At 39.5% G+C, this 12,708-nt stretch carries 14 protein-coding genes; 4 read left to right on the top strand and 10 right to left on the bottom strand.

Annotated elements, in window-relative coordinates; translation table 11 throughout:
- Positions 1 to 11 precede the first annotated feature (11 nt).
- From AC07VK_RS15980 to AC07VK_RS15965, 4 genes are all read left to right on the top strand, one after another.
- Positions 12 to 740: a peptidylprolyl isomerase gene (locus tag AC07VK_RS15980; RefSeq protein WP_492961668.1), complete on the top strand. Its 729-nt coding sequence runs from the start codon at positions 12 to 14 to the stop codon at positions 738 to 740.
- A 225-nt stretch (positions 741 to 965) separates the two neighbouring features.
- Positions 966 to 1,733 carry an exodeoxyribonuclease III gene (locus tag AC07VK_RS15975; protein ID WP_492953865.1) on the top strand — a complete coding sequence of 256 codons (768 nt, stop codon included), beginning with the start codon at positions 966 to 968 and terminating at the stop codon, positions 1,731 to 1,733.
- Between the two features lie 90 nt (positions 1,734 to 1,823).
- Complete coding sequence (hutI, locus tag AC07VK_RS15970) at positions 1,824 to 3,065, top strand: imidazolonepropionase (protein ID WP_492961666.1); 1,242 nt, start codon at positions 1,824 to 1,826, stop codon at positions 3,063 to 3,065.
- Positions 3,058 to 4,050, top strand: a complete 993-nt coding sequence (locus AC07VK_RS15965; protein WP_492961664.1) for a formimidoylglutamase — start codon at positions 3,058 to 3,060, stop codon at positions 4,048 to 4,050. The genes hutI and AC07VK_RS15965 overlap by 8 nt, the downstream gene beginning before the upstream one ends.
- A 251-nt stretch (positions 4,051 to 4,301) precedes the next feature.
- On the opposite strand, the gene AC07VK_RS15960 is transcribed toward AC07VK_RS15965, so the two are convergent.
- The 10 genes from AC07VK_RS15960 to AC07VK_RS15915 all read right to left on the bottom strand — a co-directional run bounded on the left by AC07VK_RS15960 (position 4,302) and on the right by AC07VK_RS15915 (position 12,708).
- Complete coding sequence (locus tag AC07VK_RS15960; RefSeq protein ID WP_157255332.1) at positions 4,302 to 4,460, bottom strand: hypothetical protein; 159 nt, start codon at positions 4,458 to 4,460, stop codon at positions 4,302 to 4,304.
- Positions 4,461 to 4,470: 10 nt separating this feature from the next.
- Positions 4,471 to 5,031 carry a 5-formyltetrahydrofolate cyclo-ligase gene (locus AC07VK_RS15955; protein WP_492961662.1) on the bottom strand — a complete coding sequence of 187 codons (561 nt, stop codon included), beginning with the start codon at positions 5,029 to 5,031 and terminating at the stop codon, positions 4,471 to 4,473.
- A 185-nt stretch (positions 5,032 to 5,216) separates the two neighbouring features.
- Positions 5,217 to 5,777 (bottom strand): elongation factor P, encoded by a 561-nt coding sequence (gene efp / locus AC07VK_RS15950; RefSeq protein ID WP_055904072.1) that lies wholly within the window; start codon positions 5,775 to 5,777, stop codon positions 5,217 to 5,219.
- 131 nt (positions 5,778 to 5,908) lie between these two features.
- Positions 5,909 to 6,469: an elongation factor P gene (gene efp, locus AC07VK_RS15945; protein WP_131528600.1), complete on the bottom strand. Its 561-nt coding sequence runs from the start codon at positions 6,467 to 6,469 to the stop codon at positions 5,909 to 5,911.
- Between the two features lie 460 nt (positions 6,470 to 6,929).
- Positions 6,930 to 7,544, bottom strand: a complete 615-nt coding sequence (locus AC07VK_RS15940; RefSeq protein ID WP_492961660.1) for an ABC transporter ATP-binding protein — start codon at positions 7,542 to 7,544, stop codon at positions 6,930 to 6,932.
- A gap of 14 nt (positions 7,545 to 7,558) precedes the next feature.
- Entirely contained in the window at positions 7,559 to 8,026 is a 468-nt protein-coding gene (locus AC07VK_RS15935; RefSeq protein ID WP_492961658.1) for a GNAT family N-acetyltransferase, read from the bottom strand.
- A 73-nt stretch (positions 8,027 to 8,099) separates the two neighbouring features.
- Positions 8,100 to 8,885 (bottom strand): acyl-ACP--UDP-N-acetylglucosamine O-acyltransferase, encoded by a 786-nt coding sequence (gene lpxA, locus AC07VK_RS15930; protein ID WP_029274294.1) that lies wholly within the window; start codon positions 8,883 to 8,885, stop codon positions 8,100 to 8,102.
- On the bottom strand, positions 8,885 to 10,297 hold the full coding sequence (locus AC07VK_RS15925) for a bifunctional UDP-3-O-[3-hydroxymyristoyl] N-acetylglucosamine deacetylase/3-hydroxyacyl-ACP dehydratase (protein ID WP_492953871.1): 1,413 nt from the start codon (positions 10,295 to 10,297) through the stop codon (positions 8,885 to 8,887). The genes lpxA and AC07VK_RS15925 overlap by 1 nt, the downstream gene beginning before the upstream one ends.
- Complete coding sequence (lpxD, locus tag AC07VK_RS15920; protein ID WP_492953872.1) at positions 10,287 to 11,363, bottom strand: UDP-3-O-(3-hydroxymyristoyl)glucosamine N-acyltransferase; 1,077 nt, start codon at positions 11,361 to 11,363, stop codon at positions 10,287 to 10,289. The genes AC07VK_RS15925 and lpxD overlap by 11 nt, the downstream gene beginning before the upstream one ends.
- A gap of 121 nt (positions 11,364 to 11,484) precedes the next feature.
- The gene (locus AC07VK_RS15915) at positions 11,485 to 12,708 is read right to left on the bottom strand and encodes an HD domain-containing protein (protein ID WP_492953873.1); all 1,224 of its coding nucleotides are present in this window, start codon (positions 12,706 to 12,708) and stop codon (positions 11,485 to 11,487) included.

The raw sequence follows: 12,708 nt of genomic DNA, 5'->3' as shown, positions 1-12,708 counted from the left end.
ACACCAATTAAATGAAGAAAATATTATTATTCCTCTGCACCTTTTCGATACTTTCGGCATTTGCTGCAAAGCCTAAAAATCAATATGTACGCATTAAAACCGAATTTGGAGAATGCATCGTTAGGCTATATAACCAAACCCCTTTACATCGCGATAACTTTTTGAAGTTAACCAAGTCGGGATATTACAACGGAGTTTTATTTCACAGGGTGATTAAAGATTTTATGATTCAGGGTGGTGATCCCGATTCTAAAAATGCCAAACCAGACTCCCTGTTGGGCGAGGGTGGGCCTAAATATACCATTCCGGCAGAATTTAAAGATAGCTTGTTTCACAAAAAGGGCGTTTTGGCTGCTGCCAGGGAAGGTGATGATGTTAATCCGGCCAAAGCATCGAGCGGTAGCCAGTTTTACCTGGTTCAGGGAAAAGTTTTTACCGATCAGCAATTGGATAATGTTGAAGAAAAACGCCTGAAATTCAAAATTCCGGAGTGGCAGCGTGAGGTATATAAAACCATAGGTGGTACGCCTCATTTGGATAGAAACTATACCGTTTATGGCGAAATAGTGGTTGGTTTAGATATGGTTGATAAAATAGCCGTTCTGGCAACTGATAAAAATAACCGCCCGAAACAGGATGTAAAAATGGAAATTACGATTTTGAAAAGAAGAGCGGCAAAAAAGTTAGAGAAACAGTTGTTACAGGGATCTTTGAAAGATAAAATGGTTATGGGCTCCTAAACGAATTTCATTTATAAACCCCATGGGATCGTCATTTCGAGCGGAGTGCAACGCAGTCGAGAACCACGAAGTGCTCAGCGAAGCTAAATCTATCGAGGCCAGATCTCTCCATTCCACTGCGTTTCAGTCGAGATGACGGTTGCTAATAAATATGATTAATTGAATTACTAAGCATTTATTCAATTAATTTCTAAATTTACCGCCCACAACAATTGAAATTACTGAATGAAGATCATCTCCTATAACGTTAATGGGATTAGGGCGGCAAGTACCAAAAACTTTTTTGGCTGGCTTCAGGCTACAGATGCTGATATGGTCTGCCTGCAAGAAGTAAAGGCCTTGCCATTGCAGATTCCAGAAATTATTGCCCTGATTGAGCAACTTGGCTACCATCATTATTGGTTCCCTGCTGAAAAAAAAGGATATAGCGGTGTGGCAATTCTGACTAGAATTAAACCGAATCATATCGAATTTGGCTGCGGTGAAGAATGGATTGATAAAGAGGGTAGGATTTTAAGGGCAGATTTTGATGATTTTTCTTTAATGAGCCTCTATATGCCGTCGGGCTCAAGCGGAGATGAACGTCAGGTTAAAAAGTACGAATTTATGCGGTTTTTTGATGTGTATATTGGAGAACTGCGCAAAGAGATCCCAAATTTAATTGTAAGTGGCGATTACAATATCTGTCATACCCCCATTGATATTCATAACCCAAAATCAAATGCCAATTCATCGGGCTTTTTACCAGAAGAACGGGAATGGATGCAGTTATTTCTGGATAATGGTTTCATCGATACTTTCCGTCATTTCAATAAAGACCCACACCATTATACCTGGTGGAGCTACCGTGCCGGTTCGAGAGGAAAGAATTTGGGTTGGCGGATCGATTACCATTTGGCTACCAGGCCTATGGAGAGCCGATTGAAAAATGTTAGAATCTTACCCGACGCGATACATTCTGATCATTGCCCGGTTCTTTTAGAGATCGATTAAGTATTTGGTTAACTGGTTAATGGTTTAAATCGGTTAACTGTAACCAAAACCCGATTAACCAATTTAAACAATTAACCTTCAATCTAACCAATGTTAATTACAAATATAAAAGGCCTCGTAGGCTTACATTCCAAAGATAAATTAGTGCTGCTTGGCGGTGAATTAGATTCGTTACCTGTTCTTGAAAATGCCTGGCTGTTAATCGAAGGTAGTCTGATCAAAGATTTTGGTAAGATGGATTCGATCCCGTCTCACATCTCAAGTCTCCCATCTCAAGTTTCGGCAAAGGGCAGATATATTTTCCCTTCATGGTGCGATAGCCATACACACATTGTTTTTGCTGCTTCGCGCGAGGAAGAATTTGCCATGAAAATCCAAGGCAAAAGCTACGAAGACATTGCTGCGGCAGGAGGGGGGATTCTAAATTCGGCTAATAAACTCCAGAAAGCTTCGGAAGACGAATTGTTTGAGAGTGCATCTGTGCGGTTAAAACAAATGATCCTTCAGGGAGCAGGGGCCGTTGAAATTAAAAGCGGATATGGATTAACCACAGAGAGCGAAATCAAAATGCTCAGGGTAATCCGCAGGCTAAAAGATCAGTTCCCGATCCCGATAAAAGCAACCTTCTTAGCTGCCCATGCTTATCCAGCTGAATTTAAAAACAACCATCAAGGTTACATCGATTTAATTATTAATGAAATGCTGCCTCAAATAGCAGAAGAAAAACTGGCTGATTATATTGATGTTTTTTGCGAAAAAGGGTTTTTCTCTGTCGAAGAAACCGATCAGATATTAAAGGCGGGCGCAAAATATGGGCTAAAACCAAAAGTGCATGCCAATCAGCTTTCCGTTTCTGGGGCAGTAGAGGTTTCTGTGCAAAATAGCGCCATTTCAGTTGATCACCTTGAAGAAAGTGATGAAGAAACGATCCGAACATTAAGAAATGCTGATACCATTGTAACATTACTCCCTTCTTGTTCGTTTTATCTGGGTATTCCTTTTGCTGATGCCAAAAGCTTTATTAAAGCCGATTTGCCGATTGCTTTGGCTACCGATTACAATCCTGGTTCAACACCTTCAGGAAACATGAATTTTGTGGTGTCACTTGCATGTATTAAAATGAAGATGCTCCCTGAACAGGCGATAAATGCTGCAACATTAAACGGTGCGGCAGCAATGGAGATGAGTAAAGATTATGGAAGCATTACCGTTGGTAAAAAAGCGAACCTGTTTATAACCAAACCGATGCCTTCAATTGCCTATTTGCCATACAGCTTTGGTGAGCCGCAAATAGAAACTGTTATTTTAAACGGTGAAATTTATAATGGATAACCTTAAAATATATTCGCAGGGCGACATCGATCACTTAACCATCACGCGTGATGGCGAAATCAAAATAGGCGAAAGGGTTAATGTATATCAGCACGATGAGAGAGCTTCATCAAGTGATAGTATTTCGGTAGAAGGGTTAAAAGCCAGTAGTTCTAAATTTGTATTGTTCGGTATTCCAGAAGACATTGGCGTACGTGCAAACTTAGGTATTGCAGGTGCAGCCTCTATGTGGCGGCCAGGTTTGGTGGCTTTTTTAAATATCCAGAGCAATCGCTTTTTAAACGGAGAGGAGGTTTTGGTTTTAGGCCATTTCGAAATCGATGAGCCCGAAGATTCTTCCTTAATGGGTTTAAGAAACAAAGTAGCACAGATTGATGGGCTGGTTTATCCGGTAATTGAAAAAATTGTCGCTGCGGGCAAAATACCTATTGTGATTGGTGGTGGTCATAATAATGCCTACCCAATAATTAAGGGTGTTTCTTTGGCACATAAAAGCCCAATAGCGGTTTTAAATGTGGATGCACATGCTGATTTAAGAGAACTGGAAGGTAGGCACAGCGGGAACGGATTTTCTTATGCGCTAAAAGAAAACTACCTGAATAGTTATTTCATGTACGGCTTGCACCAAAACTATAATAATGAAGCTATTTTAAATCAAATAGATACAAATCCAAAGCTTAAGGCTGTGTTTTTTGACGATATTTTAACTGGCGCTAACGTTACTGACATCGTGAATGAAATAGGTTCGGTTGCGGGCCTGGAAATCGATTTGGACTGCGTTCAAAATGTACTTTCCAGTGCCGAAACACCATCTGGTTTCGCAGTTAACGATATTAGAAAGTTAATTTTGACTAGTGCAAAGCAATTTTCTTATTTGCATCTAAGCGAAGGGGCAACCCGAATGTTGGATGGGAGGGTAAGTAGGTTAACCGCTAAACTGGTTGCTTATCTGGTGAGCGATTTTGTTAAAGGCTATAGTTCTTAGGTTTAGGCAGGTATTCATGTAAAACATGGAGTAGTTGTCCACCAAAGCCGTCATTTCGAGCGGAACCGATAGCTATCGGGTGTACGCAGCCTAGAAGCATGAAGTGCTCAGCGAAGCTAAATCTATCTCGAGCGTACTTTTGATTTAGATCTCTCCATTCCAGTAGAGATGACGAAAAATCGGGGAAGGGTGAAGGCTTTTTTATGAAGCAACCAGACCAAAAAACTAATGACCACTGAACTAATGAGCCCTTACAAGTGCTCCGCTTCGTATTTTTCTCCAGCCTTCAACATCAGTTCGATCTGTTTCAGGTCTTCGGCTGTTAATTCTTCTTTTTCCTGTAACTCGAATACCGCAATCATATTGTCTTCATATTGTTTTTCGGTTTTTATAACGATTTCCTGTGGCATGCTGGTAAGCTTAAAATTTTATAATTTTTGTTGGCGTAATGCAAAAATCCAACCTGATGTCATGTTCATTTACATCATCGATTTTTTCAATAGCAGGATACAAAGATATGCCTATTTTTCGAGCATTTATGCCCTGTAAAAAACGATCGTAAAAGCCCTTGCCATAACCCACCCGATAACCCTGTTTGTCGAAAGCTAAAAGTGGAATAACAACAAGATCTACCTCGCCCTCGTGCAGGTTTCCTTTTTGCGGTTCCAGGATATTATAAAGGTTTTTCTTTAAATCGCCTATGCCTAAATATTCGTGATTGGTCATTAAAGCGGTTTCAAAATCGGCTTTAGGTACAATGATTTTAATTTCCGGGTGATTTTTATTAAGCCACTCGATCAGTAAGAAAGTATTGGGCTCCTTTTTTTCTGTAATGGGCAAAAAGATGTGGAGGGTTTTAATTTGGCTAAAATCGAGCGATTTAAACTCATTTAAGAGGGCTTGGCATAGGTCCTCGTATTCTGCGTTGCTCAGCAATAATCTGTCTTTTAGCGCTTGCTTTCTGATTTCGGCTTTTAACATAACGGCAATTTTAGTATGATTAACAATTTGAAATCAGGCTTGTTTTCTTGTGTGCTTAAATGAACATGTGGATATCGACTCCCCTTGCTGGATTTTTAAGACCCTGAAATAAATTCAGGGTGACGATCACGAAAAAAAAGCCCCTGAAGAGGTTGCTTCAGAGGCTTTCATATATTTTAATCGAATTATTTTACACGCTCAACGTATTCGCCGGTACGGGTATCGATTTTAATTTTGTCTCCTTGGTTTACAAACATGGGAACTTTCACCTCAACACCGTTTTCTAATGTTGCAGCTTTTAATGCGTTTGTAGAAGTATCGCCTTTAACAGCCGGCTCCGAATAGGTAATTTCGAATTCAGCAAAGTTTGGCAATTGAGCCATAATTGCTTCTTCGCTTTCCATTGAAACAATAATGTTCATGCCTTCTTTTAAGAATTTAATAGCCGAACCGAATAGTGATTTCTCAACGTTAAACTGTTCGTAGCTGTTATTGTCCATTACTACCAGATAATCACCTTCTTCGTATAAATATTGATAATCGTTGGTTTCAACGCGGCAGATTTCTACAGCCTCGTCGGTATTCATACGCGCTTCAACAATTCTTCCCGATTTGATGTTACGGAATTTACCTGTGTAAAATGCGCCGCCTTTTCCTGGTGTACGGTGATTCCATTCGTCAACAGTAACCAGCTCGTTGTTTATGCGAAGAATGTTACCTGTTTTAATTTCTGATGCTTTTGCCATATTGTGTTATCCTAAATTGGATTTATATTTCAGTTTTTCGTGACGGCAAAGGTAAAATTATTTTGATAAAAACCTATAAAGGTTTAAGGTATAAGGCTTAGGGTTTAAGGAAATTTAAACCTTCAGTTGTGCTATTTTACCCGCTCCATATATTCGCCGGTTTTGGTGTCAACCTTCACCTTATCGCCCTGATTGATAAACAGCGGAACTCTAATTTCTGCTCCGGTTTCTACAGTGGCATATTTTTGTGCACTGGTAGAGGTATCGCCTTTTACAGCAGGCTCGGAGTAGGTGATTTCTAGTTCCACGCTATTGGGTAGCTGGGCAACAATTGGTTCATCACTTTCAAAAGCGATGGTTACATTCATGCCCTCTTTTAAAAATTTAATGGCGTTTCCGAAAAGCAACTTGGGGATATTGTACTGCTCAAAAGTATTGTTGTCCATCACCACTAAATAATCGCCATCTTCATAAAGATATTGATAGTCGTTGGTTTCTACACGGCAAATGGTCACCTCTTCATCGGTACGGAAACGGTATTCTACAATTTTGCCGGTTTTTACGTTACGCATGCGGGCCTGATAAAAAGCCCTTAAATTTCCTGGAGTACGGTGGATATACTCTTCTACACTTACCAACTCTCCGTTAAAACGAAGTACATTTCCGCTTTTTACTTCTGATGCCTTTGCCATTTTATCTTGAAATATAGTTTTGTTAATTTTTGAGCACCAAAGTTAAAAAAAGGAATGATGATTTGGAAAGGAAAATCTGTGGCTCATTGGTTCGATAGTCGTTAGTTAATTGGTCTGAAAGCATACGCGGATGATTGTTTTTGTTTTTAGTGAACGTTAACCCTTAAAAAAACTCCGTATAAAAGAAATGCCTTTGGGAACCACTCCAAAGGCATAATCAACCTAAACCTCAAACTAAACTATGAAAAACTCTTTGCTTTTTACGGCTATATATTTTGATTCCGAAATACGGAAAATATGATCTTTACTTCAAGAGATAAAATTAAATAATTGTTTCTCTTTTTGGTGGTGCAAAGGTAAGTATAATTTGCGAATTACAAAATATTTTCTGAAAAATTTATTTATAATACAAATGTATGACAAAACAGACGTTTTGTAGGTAATGGAATTTTTCTATAACTTACTTATAATCTGATATTTGTATCTGATTTGTGCAGAAATCGTATTCTTGTATTTGGTTAGAGCCAATTATTGTTAGGCGGTCCTTTCCAAAATTTTCAATCAGTTCGCGGTACCAATTTATTCCCTGAACGTCTAAATTGCTCGTTGGTTCGTCTAAAAATAAAATTGGTGTATCGGTACAACATGCCAAAGCTAGTTTGGTTCTTTGCTTCATTCCCGATGAAAAGTACTTGATTTCTTTGTTCGCTGCTTTTTCTAATCCCAGTATGGTGATCAGCTTTTTTGAATCGAGCCCCGGAGCAAAATTTTTGAACTTAAAATGGAAATCAACGCTCTCTTTTAAGGTAAATGTTTCAACCAGTTCGAGATACGGCGCAGCCAGGCTGATGTATTTGTAGATATTTTCTACAGGAATTTCCTTGGTATCTGAGAATGAAATTTCTCCTTCAGAGGGAGATAGACTGCCTGTTAAAACACTTAATAGAGTTGATTTACCAGAGCCGTTGGGCCCAAGTATTGCATAACTATTGCCAGAGGTGAACTCAGTACTTAAATTTCTAAAAATCCATTCCTTATTAAACCTTCTGCCAACACTATTTAAAGAGATATTCATTTTCAGCAGGGCGTTTAGGGTTTGGTGATAAGCGGTTTAGTCATGCAAACGCTGTTATCAACGCCGATATATTGTCCGTAATTGGGAGTAATGTGGTAACCCACCTTTTGATAAAGTGCAATGGCTTCCGGCTGTTTCTTGCCCGTTTCTAAAACACATGCAGTAAAACCGAGTTCAGTAGCCCAGCTTTCTAATTCATTTAAAACTTTAGCAGCTATGCCTTGCTTCCTATAATCTGGATGTACAAACATTCTTTTAACTTCGGCTTCTGTTGCTGAAAAAGGCTTTATGGCGCCACAGCCAACAGGATTTCCATCGTGATAAGCGACAATCACTTCCTTAATGGTATCAACCTTATTAAATTGAGCATAAAAAGCGTGATCCTCACCATCTCTAACCGCTAGATCTTTATCCAGTAAAGCAACCAATTGTCTAAAATCGGCATTGTCTGAATCGGTCCTGATTAGTGTTAAATCACTCATGAATATATATTTGAATTTGGTTAAGGCAATGGGTTTTACCCTCCACCTTAAACCCTTCAGCCTTCTACCTTAATTAGCTTCCCATTCCGAAACCCTTCATTACACCGCGGTTAGAATTACGGATAAAATCTACAATTTCATCACGGATTTCCGTTGGTTTAAATTCGGCTTCGATCATGTCTAAAGCTTTAGTTACATTATTGTGTTTTACGAAAAGTACACGGTAAATTTCCTGGATTTCATCAATCTGCTCGTTGGTAAAACCTCTTCTGCGCAAACCCACAGAGTTAATGCCTGCATAGGAAAGTGGTTCGCGTGCTGCTTTTACATAAGGGGGAACATCTTTACGCACCAATGAACCTCCGGTTACGAAAGCATAAGAGCCCACTTTAACAAATTGATGTATCGCAACCAAACCTGCCAAAACTACATTGTTTCCAATGGTAATGTGGCCAGCCAAAGTAGTACTGTTCGAGAAAATACAGTTGTTGCCAACTTCACAGTCGTGCGCGATGTGAGAGTATGCCTGAATTAAACAATTGCTACCGATAGTCGTTTTCCATTTATCTTTTGTACCACGGTTAATGGTTACACATTCGCGGATAGTTGTATTGTCGCCAATTTCTGCAGTGGTAACTTCGCCGGCAAATTTTAAATCCTGCGGTTCGCCAGAAATAACGGCGCCAGGAAAGATGCGGCAGTTTTTACCAATACGTGCACCATCCATAATGGTAACGTTCGATCCGATCCAGGTTCCCTCACCAATTACAACGTCTTTATGTATCACTACAAAAGGTTCGATTACCACGTTTTCGGCAATCTTTGCCTGAGGATGTATGTATGCTAAAGGTTGTATCATTATTGGGTGGGTTCTGCTTGTTTAACTTTTGAAATTTGAGCCATCATTTCGGCTTCGACAACGATTTTTTCGCCAACCATACCTACGCCTTTCATCTGGGCAATGCCCCTTCTGATCGGTTCAAGTAAATCGCAGCGGAAAACAATAGTATCGCCAGGAAGAACCTGGGCCCTAAAACGTACGTTATCTATTTTTAAGAAATAGGTTAAATAATTTCTGGGATCTGGTACGGTGCTTAACACTAAAATGCCACCAACCTGAGCCATAGCCTCAATTTGGATTACGCCGGGAAAAACCGGTGCACCAGGAAAGTGACCTTTAAAAAACTCCTCGTTCATGGTTACGTTTTTAACGCCCACTACGTGATTTTTAGAAAGTTCTAATATTTTATCAACAAATAAAAACGGTTGGCGGTGAGGCAAAATGTCCATAATCTGAACAACATCATATAATGGTTTTGCACTTGGATCGTAAACCTTTTGTATTTTTTTGTTTTTCTCTTTTTTAATTGCGGCTTTAATTTTTTTTGCGAAGGCAACGTTGGCTGCGTGGCCTGGGCGGGCAGCCATAATATGGCCTTTTAAATGCATGCCAACCAAAGCTAAATCGCCAATCATATCTAATAGTTTATGACGGGCGGGCTCGTTTTGATAACGCAGTTCCATGTTGTTCAAAATCCCTTGTGGGGCAACATCGATATCTTTACGGTTAAATAATTTGGCCAAATGGCTCAATTCGTCCTTCGTAACCTCTTTATCTACAATTACAATAGCGTTATTTAAATCTCCACCTTTAATTAAATTGTGCGATAACTGGTATTCCAATTCGTGTAAGAAACAGAAGGTGCGGCATGAAGCAATTTCTTTCTTAAACTCTGCAATGGTATTAATGCCGGCGTGCTGGCTGCCCAGAACAGGAGAATTGTAATCGATCATACACGTAAAACGATAATCGTCTAACGGCATCGCTACAATTTCTACTTTTCTATCTTCTTCGGTATAAGTAATGTTATGGGGAATAGTAAAGTACTCGCGATCTGCGTTTTGCTCTACTGTACCTACCTCTTCCAGTAAATCAACAAACTGGATAGAGCTCCCGTCCATAATTGGTGTTTCCGGTCCGTCAAGTTTAATGAGTACGTTATCGAGGTCCATACCAACCAGCGATGCCATTACGTGTTCTACAGTGCTAACGCTGGCGCCATTTTGGGTAAGCGTGGTGCCTCGTGAGGTATCGGTAACGTTATCTGCATCGGCTTCAATAATCGGGTGGCCGTCTAAATCAATACGCTGAAATTTAAAGCCATGATTTTCGGGGGCCGGGCAAAATGTTAAAGTAACATTAGCGCCTGTGTGTAAACCAACACCAGATGCAGATATTTCTTGTTTAATCGTTTTCTGTCTAACGTTCATTGTGTATTGTATTCTTTTCCAGTTCAGCTGTGAGCTTTTTCAATTCCTGTTCGAGCGCATTTATTCTTTTTTCTACATCTGGAAGATGTTTGAAAATTACTGAGGCACGCATCCAGTTGCGCAAAGGTTGCGCCGGACTGCCATGCCATTGTTTATTTTCTTCTGTAATATTAAAATTTATGCCGGCCTGGGCGCCAATCTGAGTGCCCTTAGCTAATGTTAAGTGCCCTGCTATACCAACTTGCCCGCCAACAACACTGTTAGGGCCAATTTTTGTACTTCCTGATATACCCGACTGTGCGGCTAAAACCGTATTCTCGCCAATCTCCACATTGTGTGCAATCTGTATCAGATTGTCGATTTTTGCACCTTTTTTTACAATTGTTGATCCCATTGTTGCCCGATCTACAGTTGTATTTGCGCCGATTTCTACGTCATCTTCAATTATAACGTTTCCAATCTGAGGGATTTTATTGTAAGTACCGTCTTTTTGTGGGGCAAAACCAAAACCATCGCTTCCAATAACGGTATTGGAATGAATAACAACCCTGCTGCCGATTACCGAATTGTGATAAATTTTTACACCAGGGAAAAAAGTGCTGCTTTCGCCAACTTTAGAATTCGCGCCAATAAAGGTTTGCGCATTTATTTTACAGCCATCTGCAATTTCTACGTTTTCGGCAACATAGGCAAAAGCATCTATAAACACGTTTTTGCCAATTTTCGCTGTGGGGTGAACAAATGCAAGTTTATCAATTCCAGATTGTGCGGTCTGGGCGTTAACAGCTTCATTATATTTATCCAACAAGATTGTAAAAGCGCTATATGGATTTTCTACACGTATTAATGTACTGGTATATGGTTGCGTAGGGGCGAAATCCTTTGATACGATAACGACTGATGCCTGAGTAGAATACAAGAAGTTTTCGTACTTAGGGTTCGAAAGAAAAGACAAAGAGCCTTCCTTTCCGTCTTCTATTTTAGAAAGTTCGGTAACGGCTACATCAGGGTTACCTTCAATGGAACCGTTTAGAAACTGACTTATCTGCGTGGCAGTAAATTGCATCGTACAAAGGTATATGTTAAATTGATATGAACAAAAAAACCTGCTCAGGTTAAAGGGTGTATATTTACACAATAATAAGACTTAAAACGGCACTAAAAGTTAAATATTTTGTTAAATAACCTTAAATCCCTCTGGGGTAACAGAGGATATATTTTTCTACAGTTTTCTGGAGCGACTCAAGATTAGACAAATCAGATGCCTTTGCAATATCAACAATGTCGTTATTTTTCATCAAAATCTTAATATTTCCAACCCCAGCGTTATATGCGCGGTTTTGGATCGAATCAGTAAAAACAAAATACCTTGCTTCTTCGGGCTTGATTTCTAATAAATTAATGGCCGCATCCTGCAAAAAGTTTACGCGGTCTTCACTTGCCTTTTCGTTACCCATTTCTACTTTATATAGGTTTCTTGAGGTAAGCATTTTACATAAAGTAGACAAAATTTTATCGGGATGTTTGGTCCAAACCTTAACTGCCGCATAAATGTCCTGGTCATCCAGGTTGGTAAAATGCTCGAGATTTTCATGCTGAGAAAAGAAATTAGCCTCGTTAATATCGTTTTTCAGGAAATAATTTAACGATGGTGAAGCAAATAACTCAGTTCCAGCAGCCGATAGTTCTTTTGCACGTTCTAATAGCTTTACCAAAATCATCTCACCAGCAATAACGGTTTTGTGCAGATAAACCTGCCAGTACATCAGTCGGCGGGCAATTAAAAATTTCTCGATAGAATAAATGCCTTTCTCCTCAATAACCAGGTCATCATCGTAAACGTTAAACATTTTGATAATCCGATCGAAACTGATTACGCCTTCGCTAACACCCGTAAAGAAGCTATCACGGTTTAAATAATCCATTCTATCGAGGTCTAACTGACCGGAAATTAATTGATGTAGAAACTTTTTAGGGTAAGTACCATTAAAAATTTCGATGGCATGTGTTAGTCGACCATTAAAATGCGCATTTAAATCGCGCATCAGTTTTGCCGAAATATCTTCATGCCTAATTCCGGTTACTAAAGAATGTTCTAATGCGTGTGAAAAAGGACCATGGCCGATATCGTGCAGTAAAATGGCCAAAATGGCGGCTTCTTCTTCGCCCTCGGTGATCGTATGTCCTTTACTTCTTAAAAGGTTTATGGCCAAACTCATTAAATGCATGGCCCCTAAAGCATGGTGGAAACGCGTATGTAATGCACCCGGGTAAACCAAATGAGTCATTCCAAGCTGTTTGATGTAACGCAAACGTTGGAAATAGGGATGTGAGATCACATCGTAAACTAATTCGGACGGAATGCTGATGAAACCGTATACAGGGTCATTTATTATTTTCTTCTTGTTCAA

The organism is Pedobacter sp. GW821-FHT01D05, assembly GCF_059422505.1.
The sequence above is the reverse complement of the archived record's forward strand: the minus strand, read 5'-3'. Positions and strand labels throughout refer to the sequence as shown.

What these genes read in the sequence shown, in the direction of transcription:
- AC07VK_RS15980 (WP_492961668.1), top strand. Translation starts at nt 12, where the DNA reads ATGAAGAAAATATTATTATTCCTCTGCACCTTTTCGATACTTTCGGCA.
- AC07VK_RS15975 (WP_492953865.1), top strand. Translation starts at nt 966, where the DNA reads ATGAAGATCATCTCCTATAACGTTAATGGGATTAGGGCGGCAAGTACC.
- hutI (WP_492961666.1), top strand. Translation starts at nt 1,824, where the DNA reads ATGTTAATTACAAATATAAAAGGCCTCGTAGGCTTACATTCCAAAGAT.
- AC07VK_RS15965 (WP_492961664.1), top strand. Translation starts at nt 3,058, where the DNA reads ATGGATAACCTTAAAATATATTCGCAGGGCGACATCGATCACTTAACC.
- AC07VK_RS15960 (WP_157255332.1), bottom strand. Translation starts at nt 4,460, where the DNA reads ATGCCACAGGAAATCGTTATAAAAACCGAAAAACAATATGAAGACAAT.
- AC07VK_RS15955 (WP_492961662.1), bottom strand. Translation starts at nt 5,031, where the DNA reads ATGTTAAAAGCCGAAATCAGAAAGCAAGCGCTAAAAGACAGATTATTG.
- efp (WP_055904072.1), bottom strand. Translation starts at nt 5,777, where the DNA reads ATGGCAAAAGCATCAGAAATTAAAACAGGTAACATTCTTCGCATAAAC.
- efp (WP_131528600.1), bottom strand. Translation starts at nt 6,469, where the DNA reads ATGGCAAAGGCATCAGAAGTAAAAAGCGGAAATGTACTTCGTTTTAAC.
- AC07VK_RS15940 (WP_492961660.1), bottom strand. Translation starts at nt 7,544, where the DNA reads ATGAATATCTCTTTAAATAGTGTTGGCAGAAGGTTTAATAAGGAATGG.
- AC07VK_RS15935 (WP_492961658.1), bottom strand. Translation starts at nt 8,026, where the DNA reads ATGAGTGATTTAACACTAATCAGGACCGATTCAGACAATGCCGATTTT.
- lpxA (WP_029274294.1), bottom strand. Translation starts at nt 8,885, where the DNA reads ATGATACAACCTTTAGCATACATACATCCTCAGGCAAAGATTGCCGAA.
- AC07VK_RS15925 (WP_492953871.1), bottom strand. Translation starts at nt 10,297, where the DNA reads ATGAACGTTAGACAGAAAACGATTAAACAAGAAATATCTGCATCTGGT.
- lpxD (WP_492953872.1), bottom strand. Translation starts at nt 11,363, where the DNA reads ATGCAATTTACTGCCACGCAGATAAGTCAGTTTCTAAACGGTTCCATT.